11 protein-coding genes are annotated in these 18,985 nt (G+C 61.8%); 5 read left to right on the top strand and 6 right to left on the bottom strand.

Annotated features, from left to right (window positions below):
- Positions 1-577 precede the first annotated feature (577 nt).
- From F757_RS33940 to F757_RS0122240, 3 genes are read left to right on the top strand one after another with little or no spacing between them, the layout of a single operon-like run.
- Positions 578-2,056: an MdtA/MuxA family multidrug efflux RND transporter periplasmic adaptor subunit gene (locus F757_RS33940; RefSeq protein WP_035467332.1), complete on the top strand. Its 1,479-nt coding sequence runs from the start codon at positions 578-580 to the stop codon at positions 2,054-2,056.
- Positions 2,057-2,074: 18 nt separating this feature from the next.
- Complete coding sequence (locus tag F757_RS0122245; protein ID WP_027213325.1) at positions 2,075-5,197, top strand: MdtB/MuxB family multidrug efflux RND transporter permease subunit; 3,123 nt, start codon at positions 2,075-2,077, stop codon at positions 5,195-5,197.
- Between the two features lie 4 nt (positions 5,198-5,201).
- Positions 5,202-8,522, top strand: coding sequence for an efflux RND transporter permease subunit (locus F757_RS0122240; RefSeq protein WP_027213324.1), 3,321 nt, complete (start codon positions 5,202-5,204; stop codon positions 8,520-8,522).
- Positions 8,523-8,658: 136 nt separating this feature from the next.
- On the opposite strand, the gene F757_RS0122235 is transcribed toward F757_RS0122240, so the two are convergent.
- Positions 8,659-9,123 (bottom strand): hypothetical protein, encoded by a 465-nt coding sequence (locus F757_RS0122235; RefSeq protein ID WP_027213323.1) that lies wholly within the window; start codon positions 9,121-9,123, stop codon positions 8,659-8,661.
- Between the two features lie 21 nt (positions 9,124-9,144).
- On the bottom strand, positions 9,145-9,708 hold the full coding sequence (locus F757_RS0122230) for a peroxiredoxin (protein ID WP_027213322.1): 564 nt from the start codon (positions 9,706-9,708) through the stop codon (positions 9,145-9,147).
- Between the two features lie 939 nt (positions 9,709-10,647).
- On the opposite strand from F757_RS0122230, the gene F757_RS0122220 reads away from it, so the two are divergent.
- Positions 10,648-12,123 (top strand): hypothetical protein, encoded by a 1,476-nt coding sequence (locus F757_RS0122220; protein ID WP_027213321.1) that lies wholly within the window; start codon positions 10,648-10,650, stop codon positions 12,121-12,123.
- Positions 12,124-12,417: 294 nt separating this feature from the next.
- Here F757_RS0122220 and F757_RS0122215 read toward each other — a convergent pair whose 3' ends face one another.
- The 4 genes from F757_RS0122215 to F757_RS0122200 form a co-directional block, all read right to left on the bottom strand.
- Positions 12,418-13,353 (bottom strand): hypothetical protein, encoded by a 936-nt coding sequence (locus F757_RS0122215; RefSeq protein WP_027213320.1) that lies wholly within the window; start codon positions 13,351-13,353, stop codon positions 12,418-12,420.
- Complete coding sequence (locus tag F757_RS0122210) at positions 13,350-14,429, bottom strand: ParA family protein (RefSeq protein ID WP_156923699.1); 1,080 nt, start codon at positions 14,427-14,429, stop codon at positions 13,350-13,352. The genes F757_RS0122215 and F757_RS0122210 overlap by 4 nt, the downstream gene beginning before the upstream one ends.
- Before the next feature lie 350 nt (positions 14,430-14,779).
- Entirely contained in the window at positions 14,780-15,145 is a 366-nt protein-coding gene (locus F757_RS0122205; RefSeq protein ID WP_156923697.1) for a hypothetical protein, read from the bottom strand.
- 292 nt (positions 15,146-15,437) lie between these two features.
- The gene (locus F757_RS0122200; RefSeq protein WP_027213317.1) at positions 15,438-16,775 is read right to left on the bottom strand and encodes an EAL and HDOD domain-containing protein; all 1,338 of its coding nucleotides are present in this window, start codon (positions 16,773-16,775) and stop codon (positions 15,438-15,440) included.
- 325 nt (positions 16,776-17,100) lie between these two features.
- Between F757_RS0122200 and F757_RS0122195 the strand changes: the two genes are divergently transcribed.
- A complete protein-coding gene (locus tag F757_RS0122195; RefSeq protein WP_027213316.1) occupies positions 17,101-18,939 on the top strand; it encodes a putative bifunctional diguanylate cyclase/phosphodiesterase in 1,839 nt (612 codons plus the stop codon).
- The last annotated feature ends 46 nt before the right edge of the window (positions 18,940-18,985 follow it).

Here is an 18,985-nt window from a genome sequence, read left to right as displayed (position 1 = left end):
TCTGTGCCTCTGTGCCTCTGTGCCTCTGTGCCTCTGTGCCTCTGTGCCTCTGTGCCTCTGTGCCTCTGTGCCTCTGTGCCTCTGTGCCTCTGTGCTGCTGATCCGCTGATCCGCTGATCCGCTGAGCCGCTGAGCCGCCGGAACGCTCAGACGCCGGAACCCCACAGGGCTGGACCTCCGGGACGCCTCAACACGCACCCCTCGCCCCCCCACCAGCACGCCACTTCGTCACCCGGCCGTGAGCGCCACCTTCCGCCGCCTGTAACCGGCGTAATCAACAGAAAAATACGCGGGTGGACTGTTACAGAGGGCGGGACGTAGGATCATGCATTCCTGCCGCAGCGCGGGCGCGCTCCGCGGCGCGGACGCCCGGCGGGCCCTGCCGGAGCATCGATTGGGGGCTTCAGGGGCGCCGCGCAGGCATCTATTAACCGCGTCTCGGGTAGCATCGCGCTGAACGCACGCGGCCCGCCCGCTGTCGAACCCGCCTGCCGTGCATCCTCATCCGCGAATGCCAGGCGCCGATGCGGCACAATCGCGCCTACGCCACACTTCCAAGCAGTCACTGACCGAACCGATGGACGAACAACAACAGCATTCGGAAACTACACGCCCCGCCGCTCCGGCTTCCCCGAAGACGCCGGAAGCGGCGCCCGCCCGTCCGTCGCACACACCCGCCAAGCCCGGTACACCTGGTACCGCCGACACGCGGCCCGGCGCCGTCCGAAGCCATCGCGGCCGCAACGTCGCGCTGATCGTCCTCGCGCTGCTGATTCTCGCCTTCGTGCTGTGGCGCTGGCATCCGTGGGGCTCGCCAGGGGGCGCCGCCGCGCCAGGCGCGAGCGGCGCTCACAGCGGCCGGCCCGGCCGGGGCGGTCCCGGCGCGATGGCGAACATGCCGCAGCCGGTCCATGTAGCCACTGCGACGCAAGGCGAGATGCCGGTGGTGCTCACCGCGCTCGGCACCGTCACGCCGCTCGCGAGCGTGACGGTTCTGCCGCAGTTGAGCGGCACGTTGCAGGAGGTGTATTTCAAGGAAGGCCAGATGGTCAAAAAGGGCGACCTGCTCGCGCAGATCGACCCGCGCCCCTACCAGATCTCGCTCGACAACGCGCAAGGCGCGCTCGCGCGCGACGAAGCGCTGCTGCAAACCGCGCGTCTCGATCTGAAGCGCTACCAGACGCTGCTGTCGCAAGACTCGATTGCGAGCCAGCAGGTCGATACGCAGGCGTCGCTGGTGCGTCAATACGAAGGCACCGTCAAGTCGGACAAGGCCAACGTCGACACCTACAAACTCGACCTCGTCTATGCGCGCATCACCGCCCCGGTTTCCGGGCGCGTCGGCCTGCGTCAGGTCGACCCGGGCAACTACGTGACGCCGAGCCTGACCAACGGCATCGTCGTGATAACGCAGTTGCAGCCGATCAGCGTGATCTTCACCACGTCGGAAGACAACCTGCAGCAGATTCTCGAGCAGACGCAAACCGGCGCGAAGCTCTCGGTGACCGCGTACGACCGCAGCAACACTACGTCGCTTGAGGGCGGCACCCTGGAAACGCTCGACAACCAGATCGACACCACCACCGGCACCGTCAAACTGCGCGCGATCTTCCAGAACAGCAAGAACGTGCTGTTCCCGAACCAGTTCGTCAACACGCGGCTGCTCGTCAACACGATCAAGGACGCGGTGATCGTGCCGACCTCGGCTGTGCTGAACGGCTCGATGGGCCAGTTCGTCTATGTCGTCAAGCCGGACAACACGGTGACCGTGCGGCCGGTGAAAGTCGGCCCGGTCGACGGCGAGCGCACCAGCATCAAGTCGGGCCTGCAAGTGGGCGAACGCGTCGTGATCGACGGCTCGGACCGTCTGAAGGAAGGCGCGAAGATCACCATTCCGGCGGATAAGCCGCGCGGCGCTTCGGGCGCACGCGGTGCATCAGGCGCAAGCGGCGCGGCAGCCCAGGGTGCCGCGGGAGCCGCCGACACCACAGCCGCCTCCGCAGCCTCCAGCGCACGGCCCCATCACGGCAGGCATACGGCTCAAGCCTCGCAATAAAGGCACCGCACTTACCGCATGAATCCATCCCGCGCCTTTATTCTGCGCCCCGTCGGCACTGCGCTGCTGATGGCGGCCATCATGCTGGTCGGCCTCGTCGCGCTGCGCTTCCTGCCGCTTTCCGCGCTGCCCGAAGTCGACTATCCGACCATCCAGGTACAGACGTTCTATCCGGGCGCGAGCCCGGAGGTAATGACCTCGTCCGTCACCGCGCCGCTCGAACGGCAGTTCGGACAGATGCCGTCGCTCAACCAGATGTCGTCGCAAAGCTCGGCCGGTTCGTCGATCATCACGCTGCAGTTCAACCTCGATCTGCCGCTCGACATCGCCGAGCAGGAAGTGCAGGCGGCCATCAACGCGGCGGGCAACCTGCTGCCCTCCGACCTGCCAGCGCCGCCGATCTACGCCAAGGTCAATCCCGCCGACGCCCCCATCCTCACGCTCGCGATCACGTCGAAAACCTTGCCGCTCACGCAGATCCAGGATCTCGCGGACACGCGGCTCGCGCAGAAAATCTCGCAGGTCGGCGGCGTGGGTCTCGTGAGCCTCTCGGGCGGCCAGCGGCCGGCTGTGCGGATTCAGGCCAACCCGCGCGCGCTCGCCGCCTACGGTCTGAACCTTGACGATCTGCGCACCACCATCTCCAACCTGAACGTCAACACGCCGAAAGGCAACTTCGACGGCCCGACGCGCAACTACACGATCAACGCGAACGACCAGTTGACCGACGCCGACGCCTACAAGAGCGCGGTGGTCGCCTACAAGAGCGGCCGCCCGGTGATGCTGACGGACGTCGCCACCATCGTGCAGGGCGCGGAAAACACCAAGCTCGGCGCATGGGTGGACGGCACGCCGGCCATCATCCTGAACGTGCAGCGCCAGCCGGGCGCCAATGTGATCCAGGTCGTGGACAACATCAAGAAGCTGCTGCCGCAGTTGCAGCAGTCGCTGCCCGCGGCGCTCGAAGTGCAGGTCGTCACCGACCGCACCACCACGATCCGCGCCTCCGTGCGCGACGTGCAGTTCGAGCTGGCCATGTCGGTCGTGCTCGTCGTGCTGGTCATGTACCTGTTTCTTGCAAACGTCTACGCGACCATCATTCCGAGTCTCTCGGTGCCGCTCTCGCTGATCGGCACGCTCGCCGTCATGTACCTGTGCGGCTTTTCGCTGGACAACCTGTCGCTGATGGCGCTGACCATCGCAACGGGCTTCGTGGTCGACGACGCGATCGTGATGATCGAGAACATCGCCCGCTACGTGGAAGAAGGCGAGTCGCCGCTTGAAGCCGCGTTAAAAGGCTCGAAACAGATCGGCTTTACGATCATCTCGCTGACCGTTTCGCTGATCGCGGTGCTGATCCCGCTGCTCTTCATGGGCGACGTGGTGGGCCGCCTGTTCCACGAGTTCGCGATCACGCTCGCCGTGACCATCGTGATTTCGGCGGTCGTGTCGCTCACGCTCGTGCCGATGATGTGCGCCAAGCTGCTGCGCCACACGCCGCCGCACGAAAGCCACCGTTTCGAGGCGCGCGCGCACCGCGCGATCGACTGGGTCATCGCCCGTTATGCGGTCGCGCTCACATGGGTGCTCGATCGCCAGCGCTCCACGCTCGTCGTCGCCGTGCTGACGCTCGTGCTCACCGCGCTGCTGTACGTGTTCATTCCGAAGGGCTTCTTTCCCGTGCAGGACACGGGCGTGATCCAGGCAATCACGCAGGCGCCGCAGTCGGTCTCGTATGCGTCGATGGCCGAGCGTCAGCAGGAACTCGCGGCGCAGATCCTGAAGAACCCGGACGTGCAGAGCCTCACGTCGTTCATCGGCGTGGACGGCAGCAACATTACGCTGAACAGCGGCCGCATGCTGATCAACCTGAAGCCGCGCGACGACCGCAGCAACACCGCCAGCGAAGTGATCCGACAGTTACAGCAGGACGTCGCGCACATCTCGGGCGCCTCGCTGTATATGCAGCCGGTGCAGGACCTAACCATCGACTCGACTGTGAGCCCCACGCAGTATCAGTTCATGTTGACCGACCCGAACATCGGCGAATTCACGACGTGGGTGCCGAAGCTCGTCGAGCGGCTCAAGCAGGCGCCCGAACTCGCGGACGTCGCCACCGACCTGCAGGACAACGGCCAGTCGGTGTATGTCGAAATCGACCGCGCGACGGCATCGCGTTACGGCATCACGCCCGCCACCGTGGACAGCGCGCTTTATGACGCGTTCGGACAGCGCATCGTCTCGACGATCTTCACGCAGTCGAACCAGTACCGCGTGATTCTCGAAGCGCAGCCTTCGATGCAGCACTACACCGAGTCGCTGAACTCGATCTACCTGCCCTCGTCCACCTCGTCGGGCGGCCAGGTGCCGCTCTCGGCCATCGCGAGGTTCATCGAAAAGCCGGCGCCGCTGCTCGTCACGCACCTGAGCCAGTTCCCCGCGACCACGGTCTCGTTCAACCTCGCGCCCGGTTCGTCGCTTGGCGCGGCGGTCAAGGCAATCGAAGAGGCCGAGAAGGACATTGGCCTGCCCGCCTCCTTCCAGACGCGCTATCAGGGCGCGGCGCTCGCCTTCCAGGCGTCGCTGTCCAACGAGCTGTTCCTGATTCTCGCGGCCATCGTCACGATGTATATCGTGCTCGGCGTGCTGTACGAAAGCTTCATTCACCCGATCACGATTCTGTCGACCCTGCCCTCGGCAGGTGTCGGCGCATTGCTCGCTCTGCTGATGACGGGCCACGACCTGGACATCATCGGCATTATCGGCATCGTGCTGCTGATCGGCATCGTGAAGAAGAACGCCATCATGATGATCGACTTCGCGCTCTACGCCGAACGCGAAGAAGGCAAGGCGCCGCGCGAAGCGATCTATCAGGCGTGCCTGCTGCGCTTCCGGCCGATTCTGATGACCACGCTCGCCGCACTGCTCGGCGCGCTGCCGTTGATGCTCGGCACGGGTGCGGGTTCTGAACTGCGCCGGCCGCTCGGCATTGCGATTGCCGGCGGTCTGATCGTCAGCCAGTTGCTCACGCTCTTCACCACGCCGGTCATTTATCTGGCGTTCGACTCGCTGGCACGCCGCGCGCGCGAACGGTTCAATCGCGGCGGCCCGGCGGCCGGCGCAACGGATGCGGGGACCTGAGGCGATGAACCTGTCGCGTCCGTTTATCGCGCGCCCCGTCGCCACGACGCTGCTCGCCATCGGCATTGCACTGTCGGGAATTTTCGCGTTCATGAAGCTGCCGGTCGCGCCGTTGCCGCAGGTGGACTTTCCCACCATTTCGATCCAGGCGTCGTTGCCCGGCGCGAGCCCGAACACCGTGGCGACGAGTGTGGCCAGTCCGCTCGAGCGGCATCTCGGCTCCATTGCCGACGTTACCGAAATGACCTCGATGAGCTCGGTCGGCTCCACGCGCATCACCATGCAGTTCGGCCTGAACCGCAATATCGACGGCGCCGCGCGCGACGTGCAGGCGGCCATCAACGCGGCGCGCGCCGACCTGCCGGCCAGCCTGCGCAGCAATCCGACCTATCACAAGGTGAACCCGGCCGATGCGCCCATCATGATTCTCGCGCTCACGTCGAAGACCCTCACTGCCGGTCAGTTGTACGACTCCGCGGCCACGGTGCTGCAGCAGTCGCTCTCCCAGGTGGAAGGCGTCGGCGAAGTGGATGTGAGCGGCTCCGCGAATCCGGCCGTGCGCGTCGAACTGGAGCCGCAAGCGCTGTTCCACTATGGCATTGGTCTCGAAGACGTGCGCGCGGCGCTGGCCGCGGCCAACGCGAACAGTCCGAAGGGCTCGATCGAATTCGGCCAGAACCGCGTGCAGATCTACACGAACGACCAGGCGACCAAGGCTGCGCAATATCGCGACCTCGTGATCGCCTATCGCAACGGCTCGGCGGTCAAGCTTTCGGACGTGGCCGAAGTCGTCGATTCCGTCGAAGACCTGCGCAATCTCGGTCTCTTCAACGGCAAGCGCTCGGTGCTCGTGATTTTGTACCGGCAACCCGGCGCGAACATCATCGAGACAATCGACCGCGTGACCGCGATGCTGCCGCAACTGCACGCGTCGCTGCCCGCGGACGTGGACATCACGCCGACCGCCGACCGCTCCACCACGATCCGCGCGTCGCTCAAAGACACCGAACACACGCTGATCATCGCGGTCGCGCTCGTGGTGATGGTGGTGTTCCTGTTCCTGCGCAACTGGCGCGCCACGCTGATTCCGAGCGTGGCCGTGCCGATCTCGATCATCGGCACGTTCGGCGCGATGTATCTGCTCGGCTTCTCGATCGACAATCTCTCGCTGATGGCCTTGACCATTGCCACCGGCTTCGTGGTAGACGACGCCATCGTGGTGCTCGAGAACATCTCGCGGCATATCGAGAACGGCGTACCGCGCATGAAGGCCGCTTTCCTTGGTGCGCGCGAAGTGGGCTTCACGGTGATGTCTATCAGCATCTCGCTCGTCGCCGTGTTCCTGCCTATTCTGCTGATGGGCGGCATCGTCGGGCGCCTGTTCCGCGAGTTCGCGCTGACGCTGTCGCTAGCAATCGGCGTGTCGCTGATCGTCTCGCTCACGCTCACGCCGATGATGTGCTCGCGCCTCTTGCGCGAGCCGCACGAACAGAAAGAAGAAGGCCGTTTCGGGCGCTGGCTCGAACGCGGCTTTGCCAGCATGCAGCGCGGCTACGAACGCACGCTCGGCTGGGCGCTGCTGCATCCGCGGCTGATCCTGTTCGTTCTGCTGGCCACCATCGGCCTGAATATCTGGCTCTACATCGTCGTGCCCAAGGGCTTTTTCCCGCAGCAGGACACCGGCCGGCTCATCGGCGGCATTCAGGCGGACCAGAGCACGTCGTTCCAGGCGATGAAAGGCAAGTTCGCGCAGATGATGGAGATTGTCGGCAAGAACCCGGCGGTGGACAGCGTGGTCGGCTTCACGGGCGGACGGCAGACCAATTCGGGTTTCATGTTCGTGTCGCTCAAGCCGAAGAGCGAGCGCAAGATTTCCGTCGATCAGGTGATCCAGCAGCTGCGCGCACCGCTCGGCGACGTGGCAGGCGCGCGCACTTTCCTGCAAGGGGTCCAGGACATCCGGGTGGGTGGCCGGCAGTCGAATGCGCAGTATCAGTTCACGCTGCTCGCCGATTCCACGCCCGACCTGTACCTGTGGGGGCCGAAGCTCACCGAGGCGCTGCAGGCGCGCAAGGAACTGGCCGACGTCAACTCCGACCAGCAGCAAGGCGGCCTTGAGGCGATGGTGACGATCGACCGCGCGAGCGCGGCGCGCCTCGGCATCAAGCCCGCGCAGATCGACAACACGCTGTACGACGCGTTCGGCCAGCGCCAGGTGTCGACGATCTATAACCCGCTGAACCAGTATCACGTCGTGATGGAAGTCGCACCCAAATACTGGCAAAGCCCGGACATGCTGAAGCAGATTTACATCAGCACCTCGGGCGGCAGCGCGAGCGGCGCCCAGACCACCAACGCGCCGGCGGGCACGGTCACGGCGTCGGAGAAATCCAGCTCGTCGTCCACCAGTGCCTCGGCAGGCGGTACGGCGGGCACCACGGCGTCGAGCGCCGCGTCGATTGCCGCCGACTCCGCGCGCAACCAGGCAATCAACTCCATTGCGACGAGCGGCAAGTCGAGCGCGTCGTCGGGCGCGGCGGTGTCCACGTCGAAGGAAACCATGGTGCCGCTCTCTGCAATCGCGAGCTTCGGGCCGGGCAATACGCCGCTTTCGGTGAATCACCAGAGCCAGTTCGTCGCTTCCACGATCTCGTTCAATCTGCCGCCGGGCGTGTCGCTCTCCACGGCAACCCAGGTGATCTACCAGACAATGGCCGAAATCGGCATGCCGGCGACCATCCACGGCAGCTTCCAGGGCACCGCGCAGGCGTTCCAGCAGTCCATGTCGGACCAGCCGATCCTGATTCTCGCGGCGCTTGCCGCGGTGTATATCGTGCTCGGCATTCTGTACGAGAGCTATATCCACCCGCTGACCATTCTGTCGACGCTGCCCTCGGCGGGCGTGGGCGCGTTGCTCGCGCTACTGCTCTTCAAAACCGAATTCAGCATCATCGCGCTGATCGGCGTGATTCTGCTCATCGGCATCGTCAAGAAGAACGCGATCATGATGGTGGACTTCGCGATAGAAGCGTCGCGGCACGGGCGCTCGTCGCGCGACGCGATTCATGAGGCATGCCTGCTGCGTTTCCGCCCGATCATGATGACCACCTTCGCCGCGATGCTCGGCGCGCTGCCGCTCGCGTTCGGGCGCGGCGAAGGCGCGGAGTTGCGCGCGCCGCTCGGCATTGCGATTGTCGGCGGGCTGATCATGAGCCAGATGCTCACGCTCTACACCACACCGGTGGTCTACCTTTACATGGACCGGATTCGTGTGCGCTGGGAGTCGAGAAAAGCGCGCAGAAGCGGTATTGCGCCCAGTTCGTGACGTAACATGACCCGCCTGCGCGGCGGCTTTTGCAAGACGTGCAGACAAGCAGAGGCCGCCGTGCAACGGCATGCGGCATGCGGCAAGCGGCAGGCGGCACGTGCCGCGCGGCGCGCCGCGCCGCGGCAAGGCAGTCTCAAAGCTTCTGCTCGATTGCGAGTAGAAAGATGCGCTGCCATTGCCGGCCCTGCCGCTCGTTCTGCATCGGCAACAGCCACACGCTGCGCGCGCTGTCCTTGACCTTCAGCGCGAGTTGCCAGTGCGCTTCGTGACGCTGCAGATCCGCGCCAAGCAGATCGGCAAAGATATAGGCGCCCTGCTGCCCGCCCACGTGCAGCTCACACAGGCGCTTGCCCGAAGCGAGCCGCACCGAACCCCAACTGCCGTCGAGCCGATGCGTCCAGTCGCCGTCGCGAATGTTCGGCGCGACTTCCTTCCTGCGGCGCAACCAGTAAGCGATGGCGGCCGCCAGCAGCAGCGCCCCCAACGCCGCGACGCCGACGGCGACCGGCGTTCCAAACCCCGCCTGCAACGCGTCGAAGGCGCGCACCGCGCCGTACACCAGCGCGATCAGCGCAAATAGTCCAACCAGAATCGGCATAGCGAACGCCCGGCAGAAGTCTTACGGCCGCTTGTGCGTGGCGGCCCACGCCTTGACAGCCTTCAGCGTATTCTCGACATGCTTTTCGGGCGAAAGGCTCGTGTACTCGTAGATGATCTTGCCGTCCGGCGCGATCACGTACGACACGCGATTGGCCATCGAGCTATGCATCGGCATGCCGGCGTCGTAGGCGGCGATCACCTTGGACTGCGCGTCCGCCGCAACCGGGAATTTGCTGCGGCACTCGCTCACGGAGAACTTCGTGAGCGTGTCGATGTTGTCGTGCGACACGCCGATCACCGTCGCGCCATATTTTTTGTATTCGTCGACGGCTTCGGCGAATTCGTGCGCCTCGATCGTGCAGCCCGTGGTGAAAGCGGCCGGATAGAAGTACAGCACCACTGGCCCCTTCTTCAGCTCGTCGGCAAGCGAATACGTGTAGGTCTTGCCCCCGAGCGACGCCTCGGCGGTGAACGGCGGGGCCGTGTCGCCCGGCTCGAGCGTCGCATGAGCGTTAAGCGACCAGGCAGCGCAGGCCACGGAAACGGCTGCGGCCAGCGCAGCGGGCATGAGGTTTTTCTTCATCTGCGATCCTTTGAGCGTTGCGGCTCAATTTTGCGGAATGGGAGATTCTGGCGCCGCCGTCCGGCAGTATGCAAAGCGCGTTGGTCGCGCCACTCAAGGCGCCTGGGACGCTTGAAGCGGGCGCGACGAAACGGCGCGACGGCACGTGGACGGCCGGCCTTGCGCTCTATTGGACCACGTAGACGAAAATCGCGCGCGACGCTTGCCCGAAGGCCCGGGTCGGCGGTGGCTGTCGCTCGACGGGCGACGCTCGATACACGGCACGCGGCGCTCGCCAACGTATGCGCCGCCGACTCGCGGGCGCCCTTGATTGCCCCTGATTGCCTTTGATTGCCAGGCAGCGCCCTGAGCGCATCTAAGCGCCAATCAACCGCAAGTCAGGTCGTAAATCAGGCCGCAAAAGATCCGCCATTCATCCGCCATTCACCCGCAAAATTGCAGGTAAATGGAATTCGTGAGACTGGGGCCGAGTTGGTGAGACTGGAAAGACGGAATTGATGAGACTGCCGGGACTGAAAACCCGGCAGGTGCGCAACGGTCCGATATTGCGCCATCGAGGACCGGGATGCACGACTTCGACCGTCAGTGTGATGGGGCGTCGATCGAACGAATGTCTCAAGGGCTGGACCGTCTCTAGTCGACGGCGGATTCAACCGGTCGATGCAACACCTAGAATCTGCGTGAGCAGCGGAGGTGTTGCATCGACCGGTTGAATCCGCCACCCAACTCGGCCGCTCGGGCGTGGAAGCATTGAATGACTGCTTTCCGCCACGGGCTACGGACACTGTTGATTGCAGACTGCAGCAATGGGACGGAACGGGAGACCGTTCCTCCGATGGCCAAAGCGCCAGACCGGCAGAGGCAACGAATTCCCATGGGATAATGTTTCACAAAGCTGCAGCTTAGAATTTTCAACGAACACAACAACCGGGGTATAGCTTGATTAGAAAAGTCTCTGACTCTCAACTTCAAACTGAACTCGGTGGCGGATACCGTCCCGAGGTTGTTGAACCTGCAATTCAAAAGCTCCCCTTTGAGTTGCTTGGGGATCGCCAGTTTGAAACTTTAGCGTACATGCTCATGAAGAAGGAAATTGCTTCAGGAAAGCATACCGACTTTGACGACGTGGCGCTTATGCAAGGTGTAGGAGAGCGAGGGCGAGACTGTGTCCTGTACTCTGGATCGGAAGTGCGAGGGCTCATCCAATGCAAGAAGTTATCCACTCGTTTGACCCGGCCGGCGCTGCTTCGGGAGATCGTAAAGTTCCTAATCAATGCATGCCTCGACTCGTCAATCCTCCCCGCCCCAGAGACGTTCAGTTATCTCGTCTTTGCCCCAGGTGATTTCACTGGAGAGGCAATCGATCTTCTACACTCTTTTCCGGTGCAAATCGATATCGAGATTGGAAACGGCACTGTGGACCGATATGTGCAAGACGCGTTAGAGGAGTTTGAGTCATTTCGACCGTTTTTGGCAAATCCTCCGACTGAACGGGTTCGAGATCTCGTCAAGCGAATCAGAATCGTCGGCTTCAACGGTCTTGACCTTTCCGATCGTGTAAATACCGAACCAGAGGTGCTTAGGTCTTTCTTCACTGTTAGAACTATAGTCTCAATCGAAGAGGCTGATACCGTATTGAGGAAGGCGCTTGATGACCACGGTTTGAAGCTTCTAACTGACGAGCACCTTCGTGATATCAAGGGTCGCATATCGGACATTCCGCCGGAGCAGCGCGTCAGTATGGGATTTGTGGATCTATACGGTTTCAGCATTGATTTTTTCAAAGCGCTCGATCCTAACGCTCTAAAGGACTTGATCGCGACGATATCCGAGGTGAGGACAACATTGGATGGCCTGCTGATGGCTCATGTCGCAAATGAGATCAACCAAGGGATATTTCGAGAGATAACTGTACCGCTCCTACGGACAATGAAGGTACATCCTTATAGTGTTCAGTTGGCCGCGCCGTACCTCCACACCCGGTTGGTGGCCGTGACGGCAGCAGGTGTCACCCCGGCTGCGCTGAGAAGCAAGCTCTTCCCCGAGACGGTTAAGACGCCAGAGCAGGTAATCACAGATGTGTCACAGCGGCTCCTTGCAACAAGCGCCAAAATTCTGGCAGGCGATTACAGTGAAGTGGTTTTCGCCACTGAGAGTGACCGCGAACTCAAGCTCAGGCTTTTCAAGCATACGCACGAGGGCCTGAAGGATGTCGAGGCGGCGGAGACCCGTCTAAAAATCGACATCCCCATATTGCGACCGATCCTAGACAAGCTGGAGAAAGACATCAAGGCGACTATCTCTCCGATTCGTACTGTAATGATTGGCGACTCCTCCTTTTTTGATGACAAAGCAAAGTTGGCTCGCGTCGCGCAGTCCTTGCAAGACATTACCCCAGACAGTCAAAAGAATTAGCACTTCGAAGTGCGCAAACGCCCGGTTGAAAGCCGGCGTTTTACATGCATATTAGCCGGCCACCGAAACACGGGGGACCGTAATCGCACCGGAAGCGGACGCTCTCGAAAAGCAGATGTCTTTCGTGGAAAGCACACCAGACATCAAGCTAAACTGAGAAAGTGCCGCTATTTGCGCCTGATCTCATCTTTGACGGGACGCACGGCTAGCTGCCGTTTGCCTCGCGTCAGTTTCGCAACGCTTACGCTTTTTGCCGGCCGTGAGGCCGGGATATCCAGACCTTAGCGGTTCGATTCACAAAATGAACGGTGCCACGGGGGCCTCAGCGCAATCACGGTCAATCGAATGCAAGAAACTCACGACCTCAAATACAGTTTTGCATCCGTCGATAGCTTCGCTGCGTGAAGTTTCTCTGCCGTTATGAATCGCATCATTTCGAAGCTCGTTCAGACGAATCAGCCGTTCATATAAGCCGGGCTGTTCATCACTAAGCGATCTGGTCGCCACCAACTTGAGTACAGGATCGAGATAGGTTTTGAGACGCTTTGTTGTAGTGTTCCGAAGCAACTCCTTGGCGGAATCTGGCGAAAGCCCCCGTTTCTGCATAGACTTTTCGAGGAACCGCTGGGTGGTCGCGTCTACCACCGCCGCCGACAGAAGCAAACTCTCGGTGGGATAGCCAGAATTAGCAATTCGATAAGCTCTCTGGAGCGTCCTTTGCAGAAAGCTGACGTTTTCGGCCGCGAGATCGTCTGTTGGAATCGTTAACTGGTTATCCGAGACAAGGGCCATAGCTTGAGGCGACAATTCAATCCCAAGCAGGATATGGTTCACCGTCACGTAACTGGCTGCCCAATCGACAATTCCGAAATGTCGAATCTGGTCGAGATTTCGATTCAGCCGAACAGAGCTCGTGAACAGAAGATCGATGAAGTGGTTCTGAAATGCTTCAGCCTCCTCCAGCAGCTTTGCCTTTGCCGACCTCGCCCACGCCACGAGTTTGTCTCCAGAAAGCTGATGCGGCTTGGCCCACTTAATCTCGATGAGGGTAAAAGAAAATGCTGGGACATTCACGCCGGATATACCGGTGTCGATATACTGAGGCTGGGAGAGATTAAGGACATACTCTCTTCCTCGATATCTCAGATTGAACTCCCCGGGCGCAAGGTTCGTTCGAATCGGCCAATAGAGTCCCGCTTTGAATTGATGCAGTTGAGCAATGCCCGTCATTTTGCGAGCTCAACGACTTTAGCTGCGAACGACTTGAATATTTCTTTGAAATTATCCCTTGACGCGATGTAAGTTTTCTCGACCTTCCCCGACATGTCAAGGTCATCGTCAGTCAATGCAAAGACCGCCTTAGAATGTTCTTGTGATTTCCCCAGTAAGCCATGGAAATCGGGAACTTGCGCAATTTCCCAACCGTCCCCGAGAACTGAACGGTATCTTTCCTCCGGAAGCATCATATCGACGCTCTGCAAGGAGGGAATGAGCGATTCGTGGCACCGGGCCACGATCTTATCAATCCATTTTTGATACGCATTAGTTACTTTGCCTGATCGGACATTGAACCGTTGCGAGACTATTCCCATGAAACGAGGATTAGATGCGGGTAACTTATAGATTTGTGGCCCCGAGCGGGAGCGTAGCTCATTCGCGTTGATGGCCCACCGAGGCAAAGTTTTCGAAAGGGAGTCGATGGCGAGATAGCTGAAGTAATCAGGCGCGACAGGTACGATGAAATAATCGCACGATACCAACAAGTTTTGGTTGAGAGCCCCGACACTAGGACTCATGTCGAGGAATACGTAATCGATATTGTTCGCTTTGGCCGTCTCGTCGAGCAAAAATCCGAGCGCTCCCGGTAAGTTCTGCAAAATCGACATGGCGCCCAACAGTTTATGCGCCATCGCCAGATCAGGCTCGAAAAGACCTGTGTCAATGTGACCTGGAAGCAGGAACAAATTCTCTTGCGCAGTCGCTACTATTTCTGCCGCTACAATCTTTTCCGGTGATCCCTCGAACGCCCTTCTAGCCGCTGTATAGAGATTCGCGGAAGGATGTGCCTCATAAAAGTCGCCAAGATCGTCTAGCCCTTTCAAGGCGAGCACCATCCCCGTTAGGTTGCATTGCGGATCGCAGTCGACAATAAGAACGCGGTTTCCCGCCTCTGCGAGGGACCATCCGAGATTGAAGGTCGTGGTGGATTTACTGACACCACCTTTGTGGTTAAAAATTGCGATTTTTTTCATGGTCTGCCTGATCAAACGACGCGGATGCTTCGCTGCTATGTTGATATTCTTCAATTTTACTCTGGATTGAGTTCAGTCCCGTGCGAGCAAAGTGATTTGCTCCAGCAGGCCGGTACCCATTAGCGAAGAGTTCGGCTGCGGCGCGGTCAGCCTGCTGTCGAAATTGCCTATGCAAACGCATGGCTCAGACCGGATGGTTGCTTCTCCCGTAAGCAAGGCCGCTGCTCAGCCTAAAGCCGACGTTCGACCGTCATTGGAAGGTCTTGGGCGAGCGTCCGTAGATGGCCGATCAGCGCCTCATGCAAGCCGCATATGTAGCCGGCCTATGGCAAACAGACGCATGCGACCCATATGAGAAAACAATCTTCCACAAAGCGGTCATTAGACCCGGCGACGTTTGCGAATCAAAGCAGGAGCAGCAGCGCACCGAAGAAAAACAGGAAACAACCCGTAGCAAACTGGGCTTGGAGAAAGCCGCGCCATCCCGGATAGCCATATGGAACCGGTTGCGAGTATCGGGTCGAAATAGGCAGGCGCAAAAGCCAAGTGCGCAAGGCGTGTGTGAGCGCGAGCATGCCTCCGGCCAGGATAAAAAGGGAAAACGCCCTAGGCGTATCGAACGGAACCGGAATGTTAAATACTTGCATCACAATGGGGACAAGCGCGCCTAGTACCAAAAGTCCGCATAGCAAACGATAGAGCAGAGTAAGGCTCGTCTTTAACCACGTCGGCGCATTGCTCTTGCCTTGAGGTGGAGGCGTCCAGGTCATTCTGTTTGGCGGATGGGGTGCGTGCGTGGGGACAGGAGTTGGCCGGGATTTGAATTCAACCTCATCTCATGGCCCATCGCCTGATTGTTTGCGATTTTGGGATTCTCGTCGAGTGTCCGATTCTGGGCCGAACGAAGACAATCCCTTCCCTAACAGTCTCACAAGTAACGGCAACGAATGCGGCCAGTCTCGCGAACTCGGATCGGGCGTCCACGAGTGTCGCAACGGATTGCTGCCTGGCTCGTTGATTTATTGGCTGCCCGAGTCTCATGAATTGCGCTTGCCAGCAAAATCACGCCGCCGCTTCCTCGATATGCGCGCCGAACCACGCGGCCGCGGAGAGGTTCAGCTCGGCCAGTATCCCGGGCGTGAGCGCGGCAAATTCAGGCGGCGCATCGCAACCGCGGGCGATCGACACCGCATCGCAGCCCTCGCCCGCCGCCTCCGCGATTTGCAGCAGCGTGCCGAGCGCTCCGCGCCGTTCGACAATCGCATCGCGAATCTGCGGCGCGAGGCCCAGCTTTTCCAGCACGGCTTTCGGCGTGCTGCCAAGCAGCACATGCACGAGCGAAAAGATGCCGGTCATGAAGGCCGCGTCGGCGAATTCGTCGTCGGCCGGTCGCATCCAGCCCGCCGCCAGTTCCATGAAGCGCGAGCGCGTGCCTGCCAGTTGCACGAGCGGATCGGCGCGCCACGGCAGATCGCCGCTGTCCGCGTAAAGCAGCAGTTGCGCCCAGCGCGCGATCTGCCGTGTGCCTGTCGCAATGATTGCCTCGCGCAGCGACGCAATATTGCGCCCGAGGCCGAACGCACTGGAGTTCACGAGGCGCAGCAACTGCACGACCACACTGGGATTGAGCTTCAGCTCCGCTTCCAGCTCGACGATGCCTGCGTCGCGCGAAAGCAGCGCGAGCAGGCGCATCAGGCCGGGGCGCGGCGAGCGGTTTTTCGGCGCGGCCAGCACCTGCGGCCGTGCGAAGAAGTAGCCTTGGAACAGATCGAAGCCCAGATCGCGGGCAAGGGCGAAGTCTTCGCGCGTCTCCACCTTTTCGGCGATCAGGGTCTTGCCCGCCCCGCGCATCGCCGCCGCAAGTTCGGGCAGATCCGCGCGCTGCGTCTGCAGGAAATCGATCTTGACGATGTCCGCATGCGGCAGCATGGCGAGCAGTTCGTCCGAGAGCTGGGTCACGTCGTCGAGCGCAACCTGGAAACCGCCGCGCCGCAGTTCGCCGAGCCGCCGCGCGAGTTGCGCGTCGAACCTGACGGTTTCGAGAATCTCGAGAACGAAGCGCTCCGGCGGCATCACGTGGACAATGTCGTCGAACAGCATCGTCCGGTCGATGTTGACAAAGCCGCGATGCTGCCCGAGCACGGCCGGCACGCCGATTCCGCCGAGCGCGCGCGCCACCACCTGCGCGGTCGCCTGCGCGTCGTTGGTGACTTCGGCATAGTTGTGGGCGCCAGCCCGAAACAGCAGTTCGTATGCGTTGAGCGCGCCCTGGCGATCGAGAATCGGCTGTCGGCCCAGATAGACGAACTGCGCAGCACTAGCCGCGTCGGGTTCGTCGCCGGTCGCGTCGCGCACCTCGATGCGCCGGGCAGAGGCCCGGACCAAATGAAGTTCAGACATGGGTCGTCGGTGCTGCTTTCGAAGGGCTGCGCGACAGCGGCGCGCCGCCACCGCACAGGGGTTTGCCGTATTAACGGACGCCGGCCAACCGCACTTTAACCGAATCGGCGGTGTCCGGCTTCCGTCGCCCGCCGCGCTCCCTTACGGGATGTTTTTCTTGCGCTTGCACTAAAGATTTGAGGCGACAGGTCGTTATCTAGTCCTGATGGGGCGGCCTGATACCCGCGTGGTACCCGCATGACACCCGCCTGAACCCTTTCGCCGCTCCCCAGAGGCGAACGGCAAGCCGCCCCGCCCGCAGACGAACACAGGTTGCCACCGATACATGGAAGCGAACAGGATCACCGCCCCCCGCCGGGGCTCCTTGCGCACGGTCGTCGACCGGCTTCTTGGTCTTGGCCGGCGCGTCGAGGACAAGCCGCAAGCGGGGCCGCCCGTCACGCCGCCCGCCGCGCTGCCCGCGGCGCCGCAACTGGAACAGGTGGTCGGCGCCGTAGACCTGCTCGCGCATGTGGACAGCGAACTGCGCTTTCTCTACGTGTCCGACGCGAGCCTGCGCTTTATCGGCTATCACCGCGAGTATCTGGAGACCATTACGCTGCACGAGCTGGTGGCCGAGGCCGACACGGCGCGCCTCGACGCGCTGCTCGAGCGCGCCCGCGCCACCGGCAACGTGGAAAAGGCGACGCTCGGGCTTATCAAGTCGCTCACCTACCCGATCACCGTCGAGCTGCGCGTGGTGCGCAGCAGCCACCACGGCATCGACGGCTTCGCGATTGCCGGTTTCGACGTGTCGGCGTGGCGCGCGAGCGAGGAGCGCCTCATCCAGGCGCTGCATCTGGACCGGCTCACCAATCTGGCCAACCAGTCCGCGCTGGTTCCCGCAGTGCTGGAAGCGCAGCAGCGGGCCGACGCACACGGCACGCCCGCCGCGCTGCTGCTGCTCGACATCGACGATTATCAGCGCGTGAACCGCGCGCTCGGCTACGACGCCGGCGACGAAATGCTGCGCGACACGGCGCGGCGCATCCTGAACATGACGAGCCCGCACGAGACGGTGGCGCGCGTGGCCAGCGACGAGTTCGCGATCCTCGTGAAGCCCGCCGCCAACCGCACCGACGCCGCAGCAGCCGCAGAAGCGCTGGCGCGGCGCCTCTTGACCGCGATCCAGCAGCCGTATGTATTCAGCGGCCAGCAGGTGCACCTGTCGGCGAGCATCGGCATTGCCCTCTACCCGGACGTGCGTCACGCGAACGACACGGCCGCGCACGACACGCACCTGCTGCGCTGGGCCGACCACGCGCTGCTGCAGGCCAAGGCGGCGGGCGGCAATACGCTCGCGTTCTATGTGCCGGACGACAACCCCGCCGACGCCGAGCGCCTGAAACTCGAGGCGGACCTCTACGACGGTGTGCGCAACGGCGAGTTCTCGCTGCACTTCCAGCCGATCACCAGCAGCCGCACGCACGGCGTGGTCGGCGTGGAGGCGTTGATCCGCTGGATGCATCCGGTCCACGGCCTCGTGCCGCCGTCCATGTTCATTCCGCTCGCGGAGTCGGTCGGGCTCATCAACTTCCTCGGCAACTGGGTGCTCAAGGTGGCGTGCATGCAGTTGATCCAGTGGGACGCGCGGGGCATCTCGCTGCAGTACGTGGCGGTCAACGTGTCGCCGCAGCAGTTCCGCGATCCCCGTTTTACGGACGCGGTGCGCGAGGCGATCAACCTGACCGGCATCGACCCGCGGCGCCTCGTCTTCGAAATTACCGAGAGCCTGCTCATGCACGACCCGGCCCACGCCAAGGTGCTGCTCGAAGAGCTGACGGCCATGGGCATCCGCTTTGCCGTCGACGATTTCGGCACCGGCTATTCGAGCCTGGCTTACCTGCAACGGTTTCCCCTTGCAAAGCTCAAGATCGACAGGAGTTTTGTCGAGAATCTGCTAACCTCCCGGAACGATCAGGCGATCGTCAGCGCGGTGGTCGGCCTCGCCCAGACGCTGGACCTGGAACTGGTCGCCGAGGGCGTGGAAACCGAAGCGCAACGCAGCCTGCTCACCGAGATGGGATGCGACCACATTCAGGGGTGGCTCGTCTGCCAGGCGTTGCCGTCCGACGAACTGGCGCAGCGTTTCGAAGCGCGCTCGCTTCACCTGCACGGCGCATAGCGGTGCCGGTCAAGCACTCAAAGAGCGGCATAAGCCGGCTTCGCGC

It is taken from the genome of Burkholderia sp. WSM2232 (assembly GCF_000472545.1).
In the GTDB taxonomy this organism is placed as follows: Bacteria; Pseudomonadota; Gammaproteobacteria; order Burkholderiales; family Burkholderiaceae; genus Paraburkholderia.
Note: the sequence above shows the minus strand (reverse complement) of the source record. Positions and strands in the feature narration are given on the sequence as shown.

What these genes read in the sequence shown, in the direction of transcription:
- F757_RS33940 (WP_035467332.1), top strand. Translation starts at nt 578, where the DNA reads ATGGACGAACAACAACAGCATTCGGAAACTACACGCCCCGCCGCTCCG.
- F757_RS0122245 (WP_027213325.1), top strand. Translation starts at nt 2,075, where the DNA reads ATGAATCCATCCCGCGCCTTTATTCTGCGCCCCGTCGGCACTGCGCTG.
- F757_RS0122240 (WP_027213324.1), top strand. Translation starts at nt 5,202, where the DNA reads ATGAACCTGTCGCGTCCGTTTATCGCGCGCCCCGTCGCCACGACGCTG.
- F757_RS0122235 (WP_027213323.1), bottom strand. Translation starts at nt 9,123, where the DNA reads ATGCCGATTCTGGTTGGACTATTTGCGCTGATCGCGCTGGTGTACGGC.
- F757_RS0122230 (WP_027213322.1), bottom strand. Translation starts at nt 9,708, where the DNA reads ATGAAGAAAAACCTCATGCCCGCTGCGCTGGCCGCAGCCGTTTCCGTG.
- F757_RS0122215 (WP_027213320.1), bottom strand. Translation starts at nt 13,353, where the DNA reads ATGACGGGCATTGCTCAACTGCATCAATTCAAAGCGGGACTCTATTGG.
- F757_RS0122205 (WP_156923697.1), bottom strand. Translation starts at nt 15,145, where the DNA reads ATGACCTGGACGCCTCCACCTCAAGGCAAGAGCAATGCGCCGACGTGG.
- F757_RS0122200 (WP_027213317.1), bottom strand. Translation starts at nt 16,775, where the DNA reads ATGTCTGAACTTCATTTGGTCCGGGCCTCTGCCCGGCGCATCGAGGTG.
- F757_RS0122195 (WP_027213316.1), top strand. Translation starts at nt 17,101, where the DNA reads ATGGAAGCGAACAGGATCACCGCCCCCCGCCGGGGCTCCTTGCGCACG.